This window comes from Streptomyces sp. TRM64462 (assembly GCF_013362995.1).
Taxonomy (GTDB): domain Bacteria; phylum Actinomycetota; class Actinomycetes; order Streptomycetales; family Streptomycetaceae; genus Streptomyces.
This window is the reverse complement of the sequence record NZ_JABWDV010000224.1, coordinates 1-20,134: the sequence shown is the minus strand read 5'-3', so window position 1 is coordinate 20,134 and position 20,134 is coordinate 1. Positions and strand designations below refer to the sequence as shown.

The 20,134-nt window shown below is 72.3% G+C and carries 20 protein-coding genes; 15 read left to right on the top strand and 5 right to left on the bottom strand.

Going from position 1 to position 20,134, the window contains the following annotated elements:
• From HTZ82_RS10300 to tesB, 3 genes are all read left to right on the top strand, one after another.
• On the top strand, window positions 1-750 hold a 750-nt coding region (locus HTZ82_RS10300; protein ID WP_175409021.1), incomplete at its 5' end, for a CdaR family transcriptional regulator.
• 93 nt (window positions 751-843) lie between these two features.
• Window positions 844-2,001, top strand: a complete 1,158-nt coding sequence (locus tag HTZ82_RS10295; RefSeq protein ID WP_175409020.1) for an acyl-CoA dehydrogenase family protein — start codon at window positions 844-846, stop codon at window positions 1,999-2,001.
• A 6-nt stretch (window positions 2,002-2,007) separates the two neighbouring features.
• Window positions 2,008-2,889 (top strand): acyl-CoA thioesterase II, encoded by an 882-nt coding sequence (tesB, locus tag HTZ82_RS10290; protein WP_175409019.1) that lies wholly within the window; start codon window positions 2,008-2,010, stop codon window positions 2,887-2,889.
• Here the strand turns inward: tesB and HTZ82_RS10285 are convergent.
• On the bottom strand, window positions 2,849-3,553 hold the full coding sequence (locus tag HTZ82_RS10285) for a histidine kinase (RefSeq protein ID WP_175409018.1): 705 nt from the start codon (window positions 3,551-3,553) through the stop codon (window positions 2,849-2,851). The genes tesB and HTZ82_RS10285 overlap by 41 nt on opposite strands.
• A 31-nt stretch (window positions 3,554-3,584) precedes the next feature.
• Between HTZ82_RS10285 and HTZ82_RS10280 the strand changes: the two genes are divergently transcribed.
• The 4 genes from HTZ82_RS10280 (at window position 3,585) to HTZ82_RS10265 (ending at window position 6,917) form a co-directional block, all read left to right on the top strand.
• Complete coding sequence (locus HTZ82_RS10280; protein WP_175409017.1) at window positions 3,585-4,061, top strand: lantibiotic dehydratase C-terminal domain-containing protein; 477 nt, start codon at window positions 3,585-3,587, stop codon at window positions 4,059-4,061.
• 26 nt (window positions 4,062-4,087) lie between these two features.
• A complete protein-coding gene (locus HTZ82_RS10275; protein ID WP_309235400.1) occupies window positions 4,088-5,911 on the top strand; it encodes an ABC transporter ATP-binding protein in 1,824 nt (607 codons plus the stop codon).
• A gap of 107 nt (window positions 5,912-6,018) precedes the next feature.
• Window positions 6,019-6,276: a hypothetical protein gene (locus HTZ82_RS10270; RefSeq protein WP_175409015.1), complete on the top strand. Its 258-nt coding sequence runs from the start codon at window positions 6,019-6,021 to the stop codon at window positions 6,274-6,276.
• Complete coding sequence (locus HTZ82_RS10265; RefSeq protein ID WP_175409014.1) at window positions 6,273-6,917, top strand: ABC transporter ATP-binding protein; 645 nt, start codon at window positions 6,273-6,275, stop codon at window positions 6,915-6,917. The genes HTZ82_RS10270 and HTZ82_RS10265 overlap by 4 nt, the downstream gene beginning before the upstream one ends.
• On the opposite strand, the gene HTZ82_RS10260 is transcribed toward HTZ82_RS10265, so the two are convergent.
• Both HTZ82_RS10260 and HTZ82_RS10255 read right to left on the bottom strand, forming a co-directional pair.
• On the bottom strand, window positions 6,887-7,666 hold the full coding sequence (locus HTZ82_RS10260) for a phosphatase (protein ID WP_175409013.1): 780 nt from the start codon (window positions 7,664-7,666) through the stop codon (window positions 6,887-6,889). The two genes, HTZ82_RS10265 and HTZ82_RS10260, sit on opposite strands and share 31 nt — an antisense overlap.
• Before the next feature lie 123 nt (window positions 7,667-7,789).
• Window positions 7,790-8,410, bottom strand: coding sequence for a TetR/AcrR family transcriptional regulator (locus HTZ82_RS10255; protein WP_175409012.1), 621 nt, complete (start codon window positions 8,408-8,410; stop codon window positions 7,790-7,792).
• 98 nt (window positions 8,411-8,508) lie between these two features.
• Here HTZ82_RS10255 and HTZ82_RS10250 point away from each other — a divergent pair, with 98 nt between their 5' ends.
• From HTZ82_RS10250 to glmS, 6 genes are all read left to right on the top strand, one after another.
• The gene (locus HTZ82_RS10250) at window positions 8,509-10,125 is read left to right on the top strand and encodes a carboxyl transferase domain-containing protein (protein ID WP_175409011.1); all 1,617 of its coding nucleotides are present in this window, start codon (window positions 8,509-8,511) and stop codon (window positions 10,123-10,125) included.
• A gap of 8 nt (window positions 10,126-10,133) precedes the next feature.
• Window positions 10,134-12,089: a biotin carboxylase N-terminal domain-containing protein gene (locus HTZ82_RS10245; protein WP_175409010.1), complete on the top strand. Its 1,956-nt coding sequence runs from the start codon at window positions 10,134-10,136 to the stop codon at window positions 12,087-12,089.
• Window positions 12,090-12,103: 14 nt separating this feature from the next.
• Window positions 12,104-13,021, top strand: coding sequence for a hydroxymethylglutaryl-CoA lyase (locus HTZ82_RS10240; protein WP_175409023.1), 918 nt, complete (start codon window positions 12,104-12,106; stop codon window positions 13,019-13,021).
• Window positions 13,022-13,026: 5 nt separating this feature from the next.
• Entirely contained in the window at window positions 13,027-14,187 is a 1,161-nt protein-coding gene (locus HTZ82_RS10235) for an acyl-CoA dehydrogenase family protein (RefSeq protein WP_175409009.1), read from the top strand.
• Between the two features lie 208 nt (window positions 14,188-14,395).
• The gene (locus tag HTZ82_RS10230) at window positions 14,396-14,671 is read left to right on the top strand and encodes a hypothetical protein (RefSeq protein ID WP_175409008.1); all 276 of its coding nucleotides are present in this window, start codon (window positions 14,396-14,398) and stop codon (window positions 14,669-14,671) included.
• 34 nt (window positions 14,672-14,705) lie between these two features.
• Window positions 14,706-16,523, top strand: a complete 1,818-nt coding sequence (gene glmS, locus HTZ82_RS10225) for a glutamine--fructose-6-phosphate transaminase (isomerizing) (RefSeq protein WP_175409007.1) — start codon at window positions 14,706-14,708, stop codon at window positions 16,521-16,523.
• A gap of 115 nt (window positions 16,524-16,638) precedes the next feature.
• On the opposite strand, the gene HTZ82_RS10220 is transcribed toward glmS, so the two are convergent.
• Together HTZ82_RS10220 and HTZ82_RS10215 are read right to left on the bottom strand one after the other, a co-directional pair.
• Window positions 16,639-17,205, bottom strand: a complete 567-nt coding sequence (locus HTZ82_RS10220) for a GPR1/FUN34/YaaH family transporter (RefSeq protein ID WP_175409006.1) — start codon at window positions 17,203-17,205, stop codon at window positions 16,639-16,641.
• A 145-nt stretch (window positions 17,206-17,350) separates the two neighbouring features.
• Window positions 17,351-17,872, bottom strand: a complete 522-nt coding sequence (locus tag HTZ82_RS10215; protein ID WP_175409005.1) for a universal stress protein — start codon at window positions 17,870-17,872, stop codon at window positions 17,351-17,353.
• Between the two features lie 386 nt (window positions 17,873-18,258).
• On the opposite strand from HTZ82_RS10215, the gene HTZ82_RS10210 reads away from it, so the two are divergent.
• Together HTZ82_RS10210 and HTZ82_RS10205 are read left to right on the top strand one after the other, a co-directional pair.
• Complete coding sequence (locus tag HTZ82_RS10210) at window positions 18,259-18,660, top strand: hypothetical protein (RefSeq protein WP_309235399.1); 402 nt, start codon at window positions 18,259-18,261, stop codon at window positions 18,658-18,660.
• A 378-nt stretch (window positions 18,661-19,038) separates the two neighbouring features.
• A partial coding sequence (locus HTZ82_RS10205; RefSeq protein WP_175409004.1) for a helix-turn-helix domain-containing protein occupies window positions 19,039-20,134 on the top strand: 1,096 nt, incomplete at its 3' end.

Below are 20,134 nucleotides of genomic sequence, written 5' to 3'. Positions count from 1 at the left end.
TACGGCCTGGGCACCGGTCCCGGGCGGCAGGGGCTGACGCTGGGCCTGGCCATGGCCCGCCGCGAGGAGGCCGACCAGCGGATCGCCGAGACCGCGATGGTGCTGCTCTCGCTGCTGACCGCGCCGCACCAGGGCGCCGACGAGGCCGCCAGGTCCAGGGCGCTGGTACGGCTCCTGCTGGGCGCCGCCCCCGCGGACGTCGCGCCGCTCCTGGGCGAGGCGCCCTGGACGGTGGTCCACGCGCGGGGCGCCGACCCGCAGGCGCCGCCGCCGGCGCTGGGCAGCCCCCTGGAGGACCGGGACGACGAGGGCACCGTGCGGGTGCTGCTGCCCGCCGGGCGGGAGGTCACGGCGTACCCGGGCTGGACCCTGGGGGTCAGCGCCCCGGCCGCGCCCGGGGACCTGGTGGCCGCCGACGCCCAGGCGGCCCGCGCCCTGCGCCGCGCCGAGGCCGCGCACACCCCGCTGGCCCGGCACCGCGCCGGCGGCCTGGCCGCCTTGGTGGACCCGGACGAGGCGGCCGCCCACGCCCGTACCGTCCTGGACCCCCTGGCCGGCTCCCCCGCCCTGGTCGAGACCCTCCGGGTCTGGCTGTCCCTGCACGGAAGCTGGGACCGTACGGCCACGGCCCTCGGCGTCCACCGGAACACGGTCCGGCAGCGCGTGGCCCGCTGCGCGGCGCTCCTGGACACGGACCTGGAGGACGCGGAGACCCGTATGGAGCTGTGGTTCGCGCTTCGGTGGTTGTGATGTGAACGACTCTGGACAGCCCTGGCGACTGACCGGTAACTTGCCCTGAGCAAGCGCTTAGTCGTCGGTGTGTGCATCCAGGAGGGTTTCACCGTGCGCCGTACCGTATTCAACGAGGACCACGAGGCGTTCCGGGAGACCATCCGCGCCTTCATCGAGTCCGAGGTCGTCCCCGTCTACGACGAGTGGTTCGCCGCGGGCCAGGCGCCGCGCGACTTCTACCACAAGCTCGGTGAGCTGGGCCTCTTCGGCATCAACGTCCCCGAGGAGTTCGGCGGCGCGGGCCTGGACACGCACAAGTTCGAGGCCGTCCTGTACGAGGAGACCTCGCGCGCCGGCGTCCAGTTCGGCGGCTCCGGCGTGCACGTGCTGCTCGCGCTCCCCTACATCAAGATGCTCGCCGACGACGAGCAGAAGAAGCGCTACCTGCCGAAGTTCGTCACCGGCGAGGAGATGTGGGCGCTGGCGATGACCGAGCCGGGCACCGGCTCCGACGTCGCGGGCATGAAGACCACGGCGAAGCTGAGCGAGGACGGCACGCACTACGTCCTCAACGGCGCCAAGACCTTCATCACGGGCGGCGTCCACGCCGACCGCGTGATCGTGTGCGCCCGCACCTCCGCCCCGACGGCCGAGGACCGCCGCTTCGGCATCTCCCTCTTCGCGGTGGACACCAAGTCCGACGGCTACTCGATCGGCCGCAAGCTCGACAAGCTGGGCCTGCGCACCTCCGACACCGCCGAGCTGGCGTTCGTCGACGTGAAGGTCCCGGTCGAGGACCTGCTGGGCGAGGAGGGCAAGGGCTTCTCCTACCTCGGCCACAACCTGGCCTCCGAGCGCTGGGGCATCGCCTTCGGCGCGTACGCGCAGGCCAAGGCGGCGGTCCGGTTCGCCCAGCAGTACGTGCAGGAGCGCACGGTCTTCGGCAAGCCGGTGGCGCACTTCCAGAACACCAAGTTCGAACTGGCCGCCTGCCAGGCCGAGGTCGACGCGGCCGAGGCCGTCGCGGACCGCGCCCTGGAGGCGCTGGACGCGGGCGAGCTGACCCCGGCCGAGGCCGCCTCCGCCAAACTGTTCTGCACCGAGGTCGCCCACCGCGTCATCGACCGCTGCCTCCAGCTCCACGGCGGCTACGGCTACATGAACGAGTACCCGATCGCCCGCCTGTACGCGGACAACCGCGTGAACCGCATCTACGGCGGCACCAGCGAGATCATGAAGTCGATCATCGCCAAGTCGATGGGCCTGTAACCAGCGGTGACCGAAGCACTGAACGATCTCCTCGATCTGCTCGACCTGGAGCGGATCGAGGAGAACATCTTCCGGGGCCGGTCGCGGTCGGCGATCGTGCCCCGGGTGTTCGGCGGCCAGGTCGCGGCCCAGGCACTCGTCGCGGCCGGCCGCACGGTCCCCGACGGCCGCACGGCCCACTCCCTCCACGCGTACTTCCTGCGCATGGGCGACCCGGGCGCGCCGATCGTCTACACCGTGGACCGCATCCGCGACGGCCGCTCCTTCACCACCCGCCGCGTGGTGGCCGTCCAGCACGGCCAGCCGATCTTCCACCTGTCGGCGTCGTTCCAGACGTACGAGGAGGGCCTGGAGCACCAGGCGGACATGCCGCCCGCGCCCGACCCGGAGACGCTGCCCACGGCGGAGGAGGCCCTCCCCCGCTACGCCCACCTGTTCGCGCACCCGAGCATCGCGGAACGCATGCTGGAGGCCCGGCAGGCCGTCGACCTGCGGTACGTGGACGAGCCCCCGTACGCCACGGCGGGCGAGCCGCGCGCACCGCGCTCGCAGGTGTGGTTCCGCACCAACGGCAAGCTGGACGGCGACGACCCCCTCCTGCACGTCTGCCTCGCGACGTACGTCTCCGACATGACGCTGCTCGACTCGGTGCTGCTCGCGCACGGCCGCGGCGGCTGGGCGACCGGCGACGTGGTCGGGGCGTCCCTGGACCACGCCATGTGGTTCCACCGGCCGTTCCGCGCGGACGAGTGGCTGCTGTACGACCAGCAGTCCCCGTCCTCGTCGGGCGGCCGCGGCCTGGGCCAGGCCCGCATCTACACACGCGACGGGCGCCTGGCCATCTCGGTCATCCAGGAGGGCGTGGTCCGCGTCCCGCACCGGGACTGACGGTCAGCGGCAGGACCGCCCGCACGAGGAAGCCGCCGTCGCCGTCCGGCGCCGCGTGCAGGGTGCCGCCCACGGCAGCCGCACGGGCCCGCAGCCCGGGCAGCCCCCGGCCGCCGGACCCGCCGGTGTCGCCCGGAACGGCCCGCGGCGACGGGCCGTTGCGCACGACGACGAGCAGCCCGCCACCGGGAGCGGAGCCGACGTTCACGCGCACCTCGGCGCCCGGCGCGTGACGGCGTACGTTGGCGAGCGCCTCCTGCACCACCCGGTACGCCGTGTGCTGCACCTGCGGCGGGCAGTCGGCGGCGTCCGGCACGGCGAGCTCGGCCCGTACGCCGTCGCCCGCCTCGGCGACGAGGCGCGGGAGGTCCGCGAGGCCGGGCAGCGCGCCGGGGTCCCCCGGGTCGATGCCCCGGATCGAGCGACGGAGTTCACCCGCCGCCTCACGGCTGAGCTCGCCCAGCCGGACCGCCGCCTCCCGGAACGGGGGCGACTCCGCGGCCGCCGCCAGAGCCGTGGCCTGGAGGCTGATCAGACTGAGGTGGTGGGCGGCCGTGTCGTGCACGTCGCGCGCCAGCCGCTCCCTCTCGCGGAGGGCCGCCTGCTCGGCCGCGTACCGCCGGTCACGATCCCGCGCCAGCGCCAACTCGGCGACGATCGACACGATCGAGCGGGTCTTCGAGGCGGACAGCGACGTGTGCGCCGACCTCGTCGCCGCCCGCCGCTGGGGCGGCCTCGACCTGGACGCCGACCTCCTGTGCGTCGTGGCCATGCACGCCCTCTACCGCGACTGGGGGCGCGACCCCGTGGTGCAGGCGCTGCCGGCCGGTCAGCCGTCCGACACGGCCCGTAAGTACTACCGGCGGGTCCAGCGCACCCTGTGCGACCTGCTGGTCCCGTGGGACGCGCACCCCGACGAGACCGCCGGAAAACACCGCGAAAGCCTCGCACATATACTCGCCCGCCAGGGGGAAGTGCTGCCCGCGGCCGGCAGCCTGATACGTGAACTGGCGTCCACGGGACGCCTCGTGGGGGACGAACTGAGGATGCTGGCGAGCCTCGCGCACATGCGCGCCAACCGGTTCCTGGGCCTCGGGCAGGAGCGGGAGCGCGCCTGCCACGAGGTGTGGGCCCTGGCGCTGGACGCGATCCGCCGCCGACCGGGGGCATGACCGTGGCCGACAAGGCAACACCAGACGTGGCAACACCGTCCGACGGGACGACCGGCACCGAGCAGCACTGGAGCAGGGCGCTGCGCCTGCTGTGGAGCGTGAGCCCGCTCCACATGACCGGTGTCGTCGTCACCACGCTGCTGACGGCCCTGCTGCCCGCCGTGTCGGTGCAGCTCACCACGGACGCCGTGCAGTACGTCGCCGACGCCGTGGGCGGCCGGCCCGGCGCCGCCGACCAGGCGATCGGCGTGGGCGTCGTCCTGGCGTGCGTCGCGCTCGCCGGGCACCTGTGCACGGTCGGCCAGCACTACGTGGAGGCGCTGCTCCAGTTCCGGATGGCCAACCGGATCAGCACCGACATCATGGAGAAGGCCGTCCGCCTCCAGTTGGAGCACTTCGAGGACGCCACGACGTACGACCGGCTGCAGCGCGCCAACCGTGAGGCGGCCTACCGCCCGTACCAGCTCTTCTCCGATCTGATCGGGGTCGTCTCGCACACCGTGACCCTGGTGTCGGTGGCGGCCGTGCTGCTGTCCTGGGACCCGTGGGTGGCGCTGGCCGTGCTGTGCGCGCCGGTGCCGTCCGTGCTGGCCACCACGTTCTACAGCCGGATGACGTGGCAGGTGGAGAACGCCCGCTCGGCCGACCGCCGGCGCACCAACTACCTCCAGTACCTGGTCACGAACGACCGTACGTACAAGGAGACCCGCCTGTTCTCGCTCGGCGGCTTCTTCGTGAACCGCTACCGCGAGCTGATCGGCCGCTTCTACCAGGTCGACCGCTCGCTGGCGCGCCGCCAGTCGACGGCCAACGCGCTGCTCGGCCTGTTCAGTGTCGCCGCGTCCAGCGGGGCCGTCATCTTCGCGATCAGCAGCACGATCGAGACCGGCCGGATCGGCGAGGTCGCCGGCTACATCGCGGCCATCACCGTCGTCCAGGGCTCGGCGCAGAGCCTGTTCTCCGGCTTCGGCGAGCTGTACGAGCACAACCTGTTCCTGGGGAACCTCTTCTCCTTCCTGGACATCCCCGAGCGGCCCCTGAAGAGCGGCGACCGGCCCTTCCCGGAACGGCTCACCAACGGCATCGAGTTCCGCGACGTGTCGTTCAGCTACCCGGGCGGCGGGCCCACGGTGCTGCGGAACTTCAGCCTGACCCTCCCGGCCGGGAAGTGCGTCGCCCTCGTCGGCCAGAACGGCGCCGGCAAGACCACCCTGGTCAAGCTGCTGTCCCGGCTGTACGAGCCGACGTCGGGCACGATCCTGATCGACGGTCACCCGGTGGAGGAGTACGACCTCGGACAGCTCCGCCGGCACATCGGCGTGATCTTCCAGGACTTCGTACGGTACGAGGACACAGCCCGCGCCAACATCGGCCTCGCGCGCGTCGACGCGCTGGACGACGAGCCGGGCATCCGGCGCGCCGCGGACCAGGCCGATGCCTCCGCCTTCCTGGACGAGCTGCCCCAGGGCCTCGACACCCAGCTCGGCCGCTGGTTCGAGGGCGGCAGGCAGCTGTCCGGCGGCCAGTGGCAGAAGGTGGCCCTGGCCCGCGCGTTCCTGCGGGGCGCTCCGGTGATGGTGCTGGACGAGCCGACGGCGGCCATCGACGCCGAGGCGGAGGCGGAGATCTTCGCCCGGCTGCGGGAGATCGCGGACCGGGCGACGACGCTGCTGATCGCGCACCGGTTCTCCACGGTGCGGGTCGCGGACCACATCGTCGTCCTGGACCAGGGTCAGGTCCTTGAGGAGGGCACGCACGGCGAACTGATGGACCGGGACGGGATGTACGCGAAGCTGTTCCGCCTCCAGGCGGCGGGCTACCTGGACGACCCGGCTCCGAGACCGGTCTGACGGCGCCCACCGCCCGCCCGCTCCTTCGCCGCCCCGCGCCCCGCATCCCCCCACACGCACCACGAGCACCACAGGCACCACAGGCATCACAGAGAGGTACGGACCCCGTGACCGACGAACTTTCCCCGCGGCGCCCCGACACGGCCCAGGACGAGCGGTCGGGCCCGGGGGCCCGCGCACTGTGGACCGGCGGCGGCGTGGCGCTGATCGTGCTGGGCGCGGTGCTGCTCTTCGTCGCACAGTCCAAGGCCCCGGAGTTCTCCGACGACATGCGGCTCTACCTGACGATCGTGCTGCGCGGCGCGGTGTTCCTGATGCTGTCGTTCGGCACGTACTGCGTGGTCCGTGGCCGGCGGCGGGTATGACGGCGCCGGCGCTGCTCCAGTTGACCGGTGTGGCCCGGCGCTACGGGGAACGGACCGTGCTGGCCCCGCTGGACCTGGCCGTGCGCGCCGGGGAGTGCGTGGCGGTGATGGGGGCCAACGGCTCCGGCAAGTCCACGCTGCTGCGGATCGCGGTCGGCCACGACCGGCCGAGCGAGGGCACGGTGACGTTCGCCGGCCGGCCGGTGGACGACACGGACGCGCGCGTACGGGCCCGGATCGCCGTGGTGGCGGGCAGCCCCGCGTTCTACCCGGATCTGACGGTCGGTGAGCACCTGGAGCTGGTGGCCGTCGCCCACGGAGCGGGCCGGGACAGCCGCGCCCGGGTCGCCGAGGCCCTGGACCGCACGCGGCTGACGGGGCTCGCGGACCGGCTCCCCGGGTCCCTGTCGTCGGGCCAGGCGCAGCAGTTGCTGCTGGCGTCGGCGCTGGTGCGCCCCCGGGATCTGCTGGTGCTCGACGAGCCCGAGCAGCGCCTCGACCCCGACGCCCGCGACGAACTCGCCGCGCGGCTGCGGGAGGAGCGGGCGGCCGGACCGGCCCCGGCGGCACCGGCGGCACCGACCGCACCGGCGGTATCGGCGGCACCGGGTCAGAGCAGCCCTGCCGCGTCCAGCAGGTAGGCCGTCATCGGCTCGTAGAACAGCGGGTCCACGACGTGGTCGTCGAGCGGGACGGTGACCTGGAGGGTGCCCTCGGCCTCCGCGATGAACAGGGCCGGGTCGTTGCAGTCCGCGTAGCCGACGGCGTCGATGCCGCGCTGGCCCGCGCGGCCCGCCCAGCCGTGGTCGGCGACGACCAGGTCCGGCAGGGGCGCGTCGGTGGCGCGGAGGCCGTCGAGCACGGCGTTCATGGGCTCGGGCGAGTGCGTGTGCCACAGCGAGGCGCCCCGCTCGAAGACCGCGACGTCCGCGAACTGCACGACGTACCCCTCGTCGGCGGTGAGCCCGCCCGGGATGCGCACGATGTCGCAGCCTGCGGCGCGCAGGGCGGCGGCGGTGCGGCTGTGCACGTCGAGCAGCGCGCCGGGGTGCCCGGTGGCGAACAGCACGCGCTCCTTGCCGGCGGCGGCCTTGCGGAGGCGGGCGGCCATGCGGTCGAGGGCGTCGACGGTCAGCTCGGGGTCGATGGTGTCCTGCCCGGCCCGGTGCTCCGGGTCGTCGACGACACCGCAGCGCTCGGCCATCACGGCGAGCACGTCCTGCTCGTCCGTCCAGCGGTCGCCGAGTTCGAGACCCAGCCAGTAGTGGCGGTCGCCGTTGGCGAGCTTCCGGTAGTGGGACAGGTTGTTGTCGCGGGGCGTGGCGACGTCCCCCGCGATACGCGTACGGACGAGGTGCTCGACGAGGGCGGGGCGGCTGGGTATCGGCATTCCCCCATTGTGCCGCCCGGCGCGGGGGGCGACGGAGCCATTCCGGCCGATGGACAGGCCGAATCGCCGGCGGCCGCGCCCCCGCGCCCGGCGGAATCGACGGCGGCCGCGCCCCCCGAGCCGTCACCCCACCGGCGCGTCCGCCAGCGACCCGAACGCCCCGTGGGCCAGGCGGCGCAGGAGCGCCTCCGCCGACGGGCGGACCGACGGGTCGCCGGCCGTGGTGGCCGAGCCGAGGTGCGGCGTGGAGTTCAGCAGCCCGAAGACCGCGTGGACCGCCGCCCTGGCCTGCTGTTCCGTCTGGCGCGGGTAGAGCTCGCGGACCACGGCGACCCACAGCTCCACGTACTGCCGCTGGAGCTGCCGGACCAGCTTGCGGTCGCTCTCCCGGAGGCGGTCGAGCTCGCGGTCGTGCAGGGTGATGAGCGAGCGGTCGTTGAGCGCGAAGTCGATGTGCCCGTCGATCAGCGCCGCGAGCAGGGCGTCCGGGTCGCCGCCGTCCGCCTCGGACTCGGCGACGCGGCGCCGGCCGCCTTCGAGGAGCCGTTCGCTGATGCCGACGAGCAGCTCGGCGAGCATCGCGTCCTTGCCGGCGAAGTGCCGGTACAGGCCGGGTCCGCTGATGCCGACGGCCGCGCCTATCTCGTCGACGCCCACGCCGTGGAAGCCGCGCTCGGCGAAGAGGCGGGCGGCCTCCCTGAGGATCTGCTCCCGGCGTGTCGGGGCGTCGGTCCTGGTGCTCATGGGATCGATTCTAGACAAGGGGGTTAGCGGTCGTTAACCTGAAGGAAATACGTTAACGCTCATTAACGTCTGTCGTACGGGCAAGGGGGCTCGACACGATGCAGCAGGCACCTGTGCTGACGAGCGCGGCGGATCCCGCGTCGCCGGCCTGGCAGGCCAACGAGGCGGCGCACCGCGAGCTCGCCGACGACCTGCGGTCCCGGCTCGCCGCCGCCCGCCTCGGGGGCGGTGAGAAGGCCAGGGCGCGGCACACCGCGCGCGGGAAGCTGCTGCCGCGCGACCGGGTCGACACGCTCCTCGATCCCGGCTCGCCCTTCCTGGAGCTGGCCCCGCTCGCCGCGAACGGCATGTACGGGGACCAGGCGCCGGCCGCCGGTGTCATCGCGGGCATCGGCCGGGTCGGCGGCCGCGAGGTGGTGGTCGTCGCGAACGACGCGACGGTCAAGGGCGGCACGTACTACCCGATGACCGTCAAGAAGCATCTGCGCGCCCAGGAGGTGGCGCTGGAGAACCGGCTGCCGTGCGTGTATCTCGTCGACTCCGGCGGCGCCTTCCTGCCCATGCAGGACGAGGTGTTCCCGGACCGTGAGCACTTCGGGCGGATCTTCTACAACCAGGCCCGTATGTCGGGCGCCGGGATTCCGCAGATCGCCGCCGTGCTCGGGTCCTGCACCGCCGGCGGCGCGTACGTGCCGGCGATGAGCGACGAGGCCGTGATCGTACGGAACCAGGGCACGATCTTCCTGGGCGGCCCGCCGCTCGTGAAGGCCGCGACCGGTGAGGTCGTCACGGCCGAGGAGCTCGGGGGCGGCGAGGTGCACTCCCGTACCTCCGGCGTCACCGACCACCTCGCCGAGGACGACGCGCACGCCCTGCGGATCGTACGGAACATCGTCGCGACGCTGCCGGAGCGCCGGGCGCTGCCCTGGTCCGTCGAGCCCGTCGAGGAGCCGAAGGCCGACCCCGCCGGGCTGTACGGGGCCGTGCCCGTCGACTCGCGGACGCCGTACGACGTGCGCGAGGTCATCGCGCGGATCGTCGACGGCTCCCGCTTCTCCGAGTTCAAGTCCGAGTTCGGGCAGACCCTCGTCACCGGCTTCGCCCGGATCCACGGGCACCCGGTCGGCATCGTCGCCAACAACGGCATCCTGTTCTCGGAGTCCGCCCAGAAGGGCGCCCACTTCATCGAGCTGTGCGACCAGCGCGGCATCCCGCTGCTGTTCCTGCAGAACATCTCCGGGTTCATGGTCGGCCGGGACTACGAGGCGGGCGGCATCGCCAAGCACGGCGCCAAGATGGTCACCGCCGTCGCCTGCACGCGCGTGCCGAAGCTGACGGTCGTCGTCGGCGGCTCGTACGGCGCCGGGAACTACTCGATGTGCGGCAGGGCGTACAGCCCCCGCTTCCTGTGGATGTGGCCCAACGCCAAGATCTCCGTCATGGGCGGCGAGCAGGCCGCGTCCGTCCTCGCCACGGTCAAGCGCGACCAGCTGGAGGGGCGCGGCGAGGAGTGGCCGGCCGAGGACGAGGAGGCCTTCAAGGAGCCGATCCGCGCCCAGTACGAGCAGCAGGGCAACGCCTACTACGCGACGGCCCGGCTCTGGGACGACGGTGTGATCGACCCGCTGGACACCCGCCAGGTGGTCGGCCTGGCCCTGACCGCGTGTGCCAACGCGCCCCTGGGGGACCCCCAGTTCGGCGTCTTCCGGATGTGAGGGAATCCATGTTCGACACCGTTCTGGTGGCCAACCGAGGCGAGATCGCCGTCCGGGTCATCCGTACGCTGCGGGCCCTCGGCGTGCGCTCGGTGGCCGTCTTCAGCGACGCGGACGCCGACGCCCGTCATGTACGGGAGGCGGACACGGCCGTACGGATCGGCCCGCCGCCGGCCGCCGAGAGCTATCTGTCCGTCGAGCGCCTGCTGGAGGCCGCCGCGCGGACCGGCGCCCAGGCCGTGCACCCCGGCTACGGCTTCCTCGCGGAGAACGCCGCGTTCGCGCGGGCCTGCGCGGAGGCGGGGCTGGTCTTCATCGGGCCTCCGGCGGAGGCCATCTCCCTGATGGGCGACAAGATCCGGGCCAAGGAGACCGTGAAGGCCGCGGGCGTTCCCGTGGTCCCGGGCGCCGCCGACCCGGAGCTGGAGGCGGCCGCCCGCGAGCTGGGCGCGCCCGTGCTGCTGAAACCCTCGGCGGGCGGCGGCGGCAAGGGCATGCGTCTGGTGCGGGACCTGTCCGTGCTGGAGGACGAGATCGCGGCGGCCCGCCGCGAGGCGCGCGCCTCCTTCGGCGACGACACGCTCCTCGTGGAGCGGTGGATCGACCGCCCCCGGCACATCGAGATCCAGGTGCTGGCGGACGGCCACGGCAACGTCATCCACCTGGGCGAGCGCGAGTGCTCCCTCCAGCGCCGCCACCAGAAGGTCATCGAGGAGGCCCCGTCCGTCCTGCTGGACGAGGAGACGCGGGCGGCCATGGGCGAGGCGGCCGTGCAGGCGGCCCGCTCCTGCGGCTACCGGGGCGCGGGCACGGTCGAGTTCATCGTCCCGGGCACGGACCCGTCCTCGTACTACTTCATGGAGATGAACACCCGCCTCCAGGTCGAGCACCCGGTGACCGAGCTGGTCACGGGCCTGGACCTGGTGGAGTGGCAGCTGCGGATCGCGGCCGGGGAGCCGCTGCCGTACGAGCAGAAGGACATCACGCTCACCGGGCACTCCATCGAGGCGCGGATCTGCGCGGAGACCGTGTCTGTCAAAGAGGGGTCCCGCGGCTTCCTCCCGTCGGGCGGCACGGTCCTGGCGCTGCGCGAGCCCCAGGGCGACGGCATCCGCACGGACTCGGGCCTGAGCGAGGGCACGGAGGTGTCGAGCCTCTACGACCCGATGCTGTCGAAGGTCATCGTGCACGGCCCCGACCGCGCGACGGCCCTCCGCAAGCTGCGCGCCGCACTCGCGGACACGGTGACGCTGGGCGTCCCGACCAATGCCGGCTTCCTGCGCCGGCTGCTCGCCCACCCGCAGGTCGTGTCCGGGGACATGGACACGGGCCTGGTGGAGCGCGAGGTGGACGGACTCGTCCCCGACGGCGTGCCGCCGGAGGTGTACGAGGCGGCCGCGGCGGTACGGGAGGAGGCCCTGCGCCCGGGGCGCGACGCGGGCGGCTGGACGGACCCGTTCTCGGTGCCGAGCGGCTGGCGGCTGGGCGGGGAGCGGCTGCCGGTGGCGCATCCGCTGCGCGTAACGGGACTCGAACCCGTTACTCATGTGCTCCAGGGCACGGGCCACCGGGTCACGGCCGACACGGTCACGGTCACCCTGGACGGCGTCACGCACACCTTCCGCCGCGCCGGGACGTGGCTCGGCCGGGACGGCGACGCGTGGAACGTCCAGGACCACGACCCGGTCGAGGCGTCCCTCACCCGTTCGGCGTACTCGGGGGCGGACTCGCTGACCGCCCCGATGCCGGGCACGGTCACCGTGGTCAAGGTAGCGGTGGGCGACGAGGTCACGGCAGGCCAGGGCCTGGTCGTGGTGGAGGCGATGAAGATGGAGCACGTGATCTCCGCCCCGCACGACGGCACGGTCGTGGAGCTGGACGTCACGCCCGGCACGACGGTCGCCATGGACCAGGTGCTGGCGGTCGTGGAGCCGCACTCGTCTGCGGAGGAGGCCGAGAAGTGACCGACGGACTGCCCATGACGGTCCCGGCGCAGGGCCTCCCGCCCCGGGTGAGGATCCACGAGGTGGGCCCGAGAGACGGCCTCCAGAACGAGCCGACGACCATCCCGACCGAGGTGAAGGCGGAGTTCATCCGCCGCCTCGCGGAGGCGGGCCTCGGCACGGTCGAGGCGACGAGCTTCGTCCACCCCAGGTGGGTGCCCCAACTGGCCGACGCCGAGGCCCTGTTCCCGCAGGTCCGCGATCTGGACGTGCGCCTGCCGGTGCTGGTCCCCAACGACCGGGGCCTGGACCGGGCGCTGGCGCTCGGCGCCCGGGAGGTGGCGGTGTTCGCCAGCGCCACGGAGACCTTCGCGAAGGCCAACCTGAACCGCACGGTGGACGAGTCCCTGGCGATGTTCGAGCCGGTGGTGTCCCGGGCCAAGGCGGAGGGCCTGACCGTCCGCGGCTACCTGTCGATGTGCTTCGGCGACCCGTGGCAGGGCCCGGTCCCGGTGGAGCAGGTGGTGGGCGTCTGCCGCCGCCTGGCGGACATGGGCTGCGACGAACTGAGCCTGGGCGACACGATCGGCGTGGCGACACCAGGCCACGTGAAGGCCCTGCTCACCGCCTTGAACGCAGCAGACATCGCCACGGAGTACCTGGCCGTCCACTTCCACGACACCTACGGCCAGGCCCTGGCGAACACCTACGCGGCCCTGGAACACGGCGTGACGACGATCGACGCGTCCGCGGGCGGCCTCGGCGGCTGCCCGTACGCGAAGTCCGCCACCGGGAACCTCGCCACCGAAGACCTCGTGTGGATGCTCCACGGCCTCGGCATCGAAACCGGGGTCGACCTCGGCCGGCTCACCGCCACCAGCGTGTGGCTGGCCGAACGGCTGGGCCGTCCCAGCCCGTCCCGTACCGTCCGCGCCCTCTCCCACAAGGAGTGACCCCCATGTCCCTGGACCACCGGCTCTCGGCAGAGCACGAGGAACTGCGCCGTACCGTCGAGGAGTTCGCCCACGACGTGGTGGCGCCGAAGATCGGCGACTTCTACGAGCGCCACGAGTTCCCGTACGAGATCGTGCGGGACATGGGCCGCATGGGCCTGTTCGGGCTGCCGTTCCCCGAGGAGTACGGCGGCATGGGCGGCGACTATCTGGCCCTGGGCATCGCGCTGGAGGAGCTGGCCCGCGTCGACTCGTCGGTGGCCATCACCCTGGAGGCGGGCGTCTCGCTGGGCGCGATGCCGGTGTACCGGTTCGGTACGGAGGAGCAGAAGCGGCAGTGGCTGCCGAAGCTCTGCTCCGGCGAGATGCTGGGCGCGTTCGGGCTGACCGAGCCGGAGTGCGGCTCGGACGCGGGCGGTACGCGCACCACGGCCGTGCGGGACGGCGACGAGTGGGTGATCAACGGGACGAAGTGCTTCATCACCAACTCGGGCACGGACATCACGGGCCTGGTGACGGTCACGGCGGTGACGGGCCGCAAGGAGGACGGCCGCCCGGAGATCTCCTCCATCATCGTCCCGTCGGGCACCCCGGGCTTCACGGTCGCGGCCCCGTACTCGAAGGTCGGCTGGAACGCGTCGGACACCCGTGAACTGTCCTTCCAGGACGTGCGGGTCCCCGCCGCCAACCTCCTGGGCGAGGAGGGCCGGGGCTACGCCCAGTTCCTCCGCATCCTCGACGAGGGCCGTATCGCGATCGCCGCCCTGGCGACGGGCCTCGCGCAGGGCTGCGTGGACGAGTCGCTCACGTACGCGAAGGAACGTCACGCCTTCGGGAAGGCCATCGGCGAGTTCCAGGCCATCCAGTTCAAGCTGGCCGACATGGAGATGCGCGCCCACATGGCCCGCATCGGCTGGCGCGACGCGGCGTCCCGCCTGGTGAGCGGCGAGCCGTTCAAGAAGGAGGCGGCGGTGGCGAAGCTGTACTCCTCCACGGTGGCCGTCGACAACGCCCGCGAGGCCACCCAGATCCACGGCGGCTACGGCTTCATGAACGAGTACCCGGTCGCCCGCATGTGGCGCGACTCCAAGATCCTGGAGATCGGCGAGGGCACGAGCGAGGTGCAGCGCATGCTGATCGCCCGCGAGCTGGGTCTCCCGGCCTGACCCGGCCGGCCTCCGCGGACGTCCGAAGCCGCCCCCCGCGCTCCCTCCCGGAGGCAGGGGGCGGCGTCGTGACGTGATCGCGCGCGCCACCCCATCGAAGCCCCTCAGGTCTAGACCAAGCCCGTTTCCGCTTCCGATCATGAGGGTTCCTGCCCGATACCGGGCAGATTTCTTGCGAAGAAGCCTCCTCACCCCCCAGTATCTACGGGTGCTCGATCGCCACCCGTCGCATGACGACCTCATCGACCACCTGGTCCGCAGCACCGCGCTCCCGCGCGGTGAGGCCGCCCGGGTGGTGCTCGACGTGCTGGCGTACTTCGACGAGACGACCGAGGAGTTCGTCCGCCGCCGCCACCGCGAACTGCAGGCGGCCGGCGCTGTGAACTCCGAGATCTTCGAGCGGATCGCGGCGGAGCTGCCGCACCGCGCCGTGGCTCCCCCGGAGCTCTCGCTCCGGCAGCTGCGCCGGATCGTCTACGGCTGAGCACACACCCGGAAACCAGGAGGGGTTCACCTTTATGTGCGGAATTGTCGGTTATATCGGTAAGCGCGATGTCGCCCCGCTGCTGCTGGAGGGTCTGGCACGGCTCGAATACCGCGGCTACGACTCCGCGGGCGTCGTCATCACCAGCCCGAAGGCGTCCGGCCTGAAGATGGTCAAGGCCAAGGGCCGGGTGCGGGACCTGGAGGCCCGCATCCCCAAGCGCTTCACCGGTACGACCGGCATCGCCCACACCCGCTGGGCCACGCACGGCGCCCCGAGCGACGAGAACGCGCACCCGCACCTCGACCCGGAGAACAAGGTCGCGGTCGTCCACAACGGCATCGTCGACAACGCCGCCGAGCTGCGCGCCAAGCTGGAGGCCGACGGTGTCGTGTTCGCCTCCGAGACCGACACCGAGGTCCTCACGCACCTGATCGCCCGCTCGCAGGCCGAGAGCCTGGAGGAGAAGGTCCGCGAGGCGCTCAAGGTCGTCGAGGGCACGTACGGCATCGCCGTCATGCACGCCGACTTCAACGACCGTATCGTCGTCGCCCGCAACGGCTCCCCGGTCGTCCTCGGCATCGGCGAGAAGGAGATGTTCGTCGCCTCCGACGTCGCCGCGCTCGTCGCCCATACCCGCCAGGTCGTCACCCTCGACGACGGCGAGATGGCCACGCTGAAGGCCGACGACTTCCGTACGTACACGACCTCGGGCACCCGCACCACCGCGACGCCCGAGACCGTGGAGTGGGAGGTCGCCTCGTACGACATGGGCGGCCACGACACGTACATGCACAAGGAGATCTCGGAGCAGGCCGACGCCGTGGACCGCGTCCTGCGCGGCCGCATCGACGAGAAGTTCTCCACGGTGCACCTGGGCGGCCTCAACCTGGACGCCCGCGAGGCCCGCGGCATCCGCCGCGTGAAGATCCTCGGCTGCGGCACCTCGTACCACGCGGGCATGATCGGCGCCTCGCTGATCGAGGGCCTCGCCCGTATCCCGGCCGACTCCGAGCCGGCGTCCGAGTTCCGCTACCGCAACCCGGTCGTGGACCCCGACACGCTGTACATCGCGGTCTCGCAGTCCGGTGAGACGTACGACGTGCTGGCCGCCGTCCAGGAGCTCAAGCGCAAGGGGGCCCGCGTCCTCGGCGTGGTGAACGTCGTGGGCTCCGCCATCGCCCGCGAGGCCGACGGCGGCGTGTACGTGCACGCCGGGCCCGAGGTGTGCGTGGTCTCCACGAAGTGCTTCACCAACACGGTCGTCGCGTTCGCGCTGCTCGCGCTGCACCTGGGCCGTATCCGCGACCTGTCGGTGGCCGACGGCAAGCGGATCATCGAGGGCCTGCGCAAGCTGCCCGAGCAGATCTCGGAGATCCTCACGCTGGAGGACGAGATCAAGAAGCTGGCGGACGAGTACGCCGAGGCCAAGTCGATGATGTTCATCGGCCGGGTCCGCGGCTACCCGGTCGCCCTGGAGGCCTCCCTGAAGCTCAAGGAGATCTCGTACATCCACGCCGAGGCGTACCCGGCGTCCGAGCTGAAGCACGGCCCGCTGGCGCTCATCGAGCCCGCGATGCCGACCGTCGCGATCGTGCCGAACGACTCGCTGCTGGAGAAGAACCGCGCCGCGATGGAGGAGATCAAGGCCCGCAGCGGCAAGATCCTCGCGGTCGCGCACCAGGAGCAGGAGAAGGCCGACCACACGATCGTCGTGCCGAAGAACGAGGACGAGCTGGACCCGATCCTCATGGGCATCCCGCTCCAGCTCTTCGCGTACCACACGGCGCTGGCCCTGGGCCGCGACATCGACAAGCCGCGCAACCTGGCGAAGTCCGTGACGGTCGAGTAGTCGCCGCCACCGCGTGAAGCAGCCCCCGTGTGTGCCACCACCACACGGGGGCTGCCCTTTCGAACGGCCGGTACCGCCCTTGCACCGGCCTTGTGGTCCGGTCGGCCGCCCGGCCTCAGCTCGCCGTGGCCGCGCTGCCGCGGGCCCGACGCCCGGTGAGGCTCGGCCACTTGGCGAGCGACGCCGTCGCGCCGTACCAGGCGCCCAGGCCCGCCACCGCGGCGACCCAGCCGCCCACCTTGCCGAGCGCCGACATGTCGGCGAACGAGCCGACGGCCAGCATCAGGAGCGCCAGGAACAGCAGCCCGTACACGCCCTGCCCGAGCAGGCCGCTGCCGCTCGCCGCCGCGGTCAGGGTGAGCGCGAGGAGCGCCCACAGGAGCAGGAACAGGCCCGCGGCCTCGGCGGAGACCTGCGCGCCCGCGCCGGTGCCCCAGGTGAACCAGAACGCGCCGAGCCCCGCGAACGCGGTGCCGGCGCGGCCGTCGCCGTCACGGAAGGCGAACAGGCCGCAGACGAAGAGCGCGACCCCGCCGACCCAGGTGGCGAGGGCCGAGGCGTCCGCCGCCCCGACGTTGTCGATGACGCCCGTGCTGCCGATGCCGAACGCCAGCAGCGTCAGTCCGAGTGCGAGATGGCCGAGAGTGGAGCTGGTGCTCCCCGCAGAGACGTCGTTGTCCACGGCGGGCTCCCTTCATGTGCAGTTGTGCGCTGTTTCCCAGCCATGTGGATATACCCTTCACAAGCGCACAACCCACCTCTGAAGGGGGATGGATTGCAGGGAGAAGAAGGTGAGTTGACGGGGTCTCACCTGGGACAACGACCGGTTACGGAATGACAACGACCGGCCGCTGCGCGCGCCGTGCGAGACGGCCGGCGACAGAGCCGAAAATGCGCCCCACGATGCCGTGCGTGGAGCCGACCACGATCGCGTCGGCCGAGTACTCGCGGCCGACCTCCTCCAACTCGTGGCAGATGTCACCGCCGCGCTCGACGAGGATCCACGGGACCTCGGAGAGATGGTCGGCGCAGGCGAGCTCGAGACCGAGCACCTCGGTGCGGTGGTCCGGCACGTCGACGAAGACGGGCGGCTCACAGCCGGCCCAGACGGTGGTGGGCAGCCGGTTCGCCACGTGCACGATGATCAGGCCGGAGCCGGAGCGGCGCGCCATGCCGATCGCGTAGGCGAGCGCCCGCTCACTGGAGGTCGAGCCGTCGAAGCCGACGACCACGCCGTGCTGGAACGCTGGATCACAGGAATGACGCGTCTCGTCCGCCGCCAGAGGGTCCACCGCCGAATCGGCGACGCCTCTGCGGTCCGCGGGTTCAGGGAATTCGTGACCGGCCATGGGTGTCTCGGCGAAGAAGGTCCTTGTGGGGAGGGTTCGGGGGACGGCAGCCGACTCTCGGAGCCTGACTCTCGGAGCCGTGTCCGGGAATCATCTTCCCAACCCCATACCCCCAAGGGTACGGCGCCACTCCTCTCGAGCACAGAGTTGCCTGCGCGTCCACCGCTGTGCACGCGGCGTTCCAGGGAGCATGCACGAGCGCGTCGCCCGATGCAATGCCGGTTGCCCCTTACAGGTGTCCCGTATGTCCCCGGCGCGGGGCGCCCCGCACCCCCCTACCGCCCTTCCGGAGTGTCACGACCGGCTGCCCGACAGTGACCGGAGCGGGGCGTTCCTCGTTGGCAGCGCGGTCCGCCCGGCCGCCGCCCCGTCCCCAGGGAGCTCCCGTGCCCGCTTCACAGGCCACCGCCTCCGGCCCCGCCCCGCGGTCGGCAGCCGCCACCACTCCGCCCCCTCCGACGGACAGCTCGGCGGCCGAGGTGGTGCGCTGGGCGGCGTTCAGCTGCGCGCTGGTCCCGTTCGTGCTGCTGGTGTACGGCACGTCGTTCGGCGCCGCCGCGGGCACCGCGCTGGGGCTCGCCGCGGTCACCGTCACGTGCCGGGCGCTGCTGCGGCGCTCCGAGCGGGCCGCACCGGCGCTGCTGCCCGAACCGCCTCCGCAGGTGGCCGGGGCCGGGGCGGAGTCCGGCGGCGGGGCGCCCGTACCGCATCGCGGCCGGCACTCCCGTACGGGCTCGGGGGCCCATCGCGGCGGGCGTCACGGAGCGGTGGGCGCACCGGGAGACTGACGTCTTCGCACACCCGCACCCGTATGTTTTCAGCCAACTTCCCTGCACCGGCCGATCCGTGCCGGAATGGCCTGCGAACCCCCTTGCCACCAGGGAGGAAAGGGCCGCAGACGCCTCGCGCACCCTACGTGGTTGGGCCATGAGCGCGAGACGCACTTCCCTGGGGGGTCCCGAGGGTGAAACGCTTCGTGATCGAATGCTTCGCGCCAAGTTGCCTTGTCGACATAGCGCTGGATGCCGAACTTGTCACGCCGGCACCGCGGGACACAGTAGATTCGATCATGACTATCGGAGAACGGGGTCTCGTGCAAAACCGAGGGGAAACGTGCAGGAGCGACAGGACCTAGGAGACGCGAACACCGAGGGGGGCTTAGCGTCATGAGCCAGGACTCCGCCGCACCGGAGACCGGACGCAAACTGTCCGGACGCCGCCGTCGCGAGGTCGTCGCCGTCATGCTGTTCAGCGGCGGCCCCATCTTCGAGAGTTCCATTCCACTCTCGGTGTTCGGGATTGACCGCCAGGACGCCGGAGTTCCGCGCTACAGGCTGCTGGTCTGCGCAGGCGAGGAAGGCCCGCTGCGCACGACCGGGGGACTGGAACTCTCCGCACCGTACGGCCTGGAAGCGATCAGCAGAGCGGGCACCGTCGTCGTACCGGCCTGGCGGTCGATCACCTCGCCGCCGCCCGCCGACGCGCTCGACGCCCTGCGCCGCGCCCACGAGGAGGGCGCCCGGATCGTCGGCCTGTGCACCGGTGCGTTCGTACTGGCCGCCGCCGGATTACTGGACGGACGGCCCGCCACGACGCACTGGATGTACGCGCCGACGCTCGCCAAGCGCTACCCGTCGGTCCATGTGGACCCCCGGGAGCTCTTCGTCGACGACGGCGACGTGCTGACGTCCGCGGGCACGGCGGCCGGAATCGACCTCTGTCTGCACATCGTGCGGACCGACCACGGCGCGGAGGCGGCCGGGGCGCTCGCCCGCCGGCTCGTCGTACCGCCGCGCCGCACCGGAGGCCAGGAACGGTATCTCGACCGGTCACTCCCCGAGGAGATCGGCGCCGACCCGCTGGCCGAGGTGGTCGCGTGGGCCCTTGAGCACCTCCACGAGCAGTTCGACGTGGAGACGCTCGCGGCACGGGCGTACATGAGCCGCCGCACCTTCGACCGCCGCTTCCGCTCGCTGACCGGCAGCGCGCCGCTGCAGTGGCTGATCACCCAGCGGGTGCTCCAGGCGCAGCGGCTCCTGGAGACGTCGGACTACTCGGTGGACGAGGTCGCGGGCCGCTGCGGCTTCCGTTCGCCGGTGGCGCTGCGCGGGCACTTCCGGCGGCAGCTCGGCTCGTCGCCGGCCGCGTACCGGGCGGCGTACCGGGCCAGGCGGCCGCAGAGCGACGGCGCGCCGCCGTCGGTGGCCGAGCCGGTGGTTCCGCCGCAGGGTGCGGGTGCGGGCCCGGGCGTCGCGCCCGGTC

Excerpts from the sequence above, each read along its gene's own strand:
- HTZ82_RS10245 (WP_175409010.1), top strand. The coding sequence starts at position 10,134 with ATGTTCGACACCGTTCTGGTGGCCAACCGAGGCGAGATCGCCGTCCGG.
- HTZ82_RS10265 (WP_175409014.1), top strand. The coding sequence starts at position 6,273 with ATGACGGCGCCGGCGCTGCTCCAGTTGACCGGTGTGGCCCGGCGCTAC.
- HTZ82_RS10255 (WP_175409012.1), bottom strand. The coding sequence starts at position 8,410 with ATGAGCACCAGGACCGACGCCCCGACACGCCGGGAGCAGATCCTCAGG.
- HTZ82_RS10215 (WP_175409005.1), bottom strand. The coding sequence starts at position 17,872 with ATGGCCGGTCACGAATTCCCTGAACCCGCGGACCGCAGAGGCGTCGCC.
- HTZ82_RS10240 (WP_175409023.1), top strand. The coding sequence starts at position 12,104 with ATGACGGTCCCGGCGCAGGGCCTCCCGCCCCGGGTGAGGATCCACGAG.
- glmS (WP_175409007.1), top strand. The coding sequence starts at position 14,706 with ATGTGCGGAATTGTCGGTTATATCGGTAAGCGCGATGTCGCCCCGCTG.
- HTZ82_RS10235 (WP_175409009.1), top strand. The coding sequence starts at position 13,027 with ATGTCCCTGGACCACCGGCTCTCGGCAGAGCACGAGGAACTGCGCCGT.
- HTZ82_RS10260 (WP_175409013.1), bottom strand. The coding sequence starts at position 7,666 with ATGCCGATACCCAGCCGCCCCGCCCTCGTCGAGCACCTCGTCCGTACG.
- HTZ82_RS10250 (WP_175409011.1), top strand. The coding sequence starts at position 8,509 with ATGCAGCAGGCACCTGTGCTGACGAGCGCGGCGGATCCCGCGTCGCCG.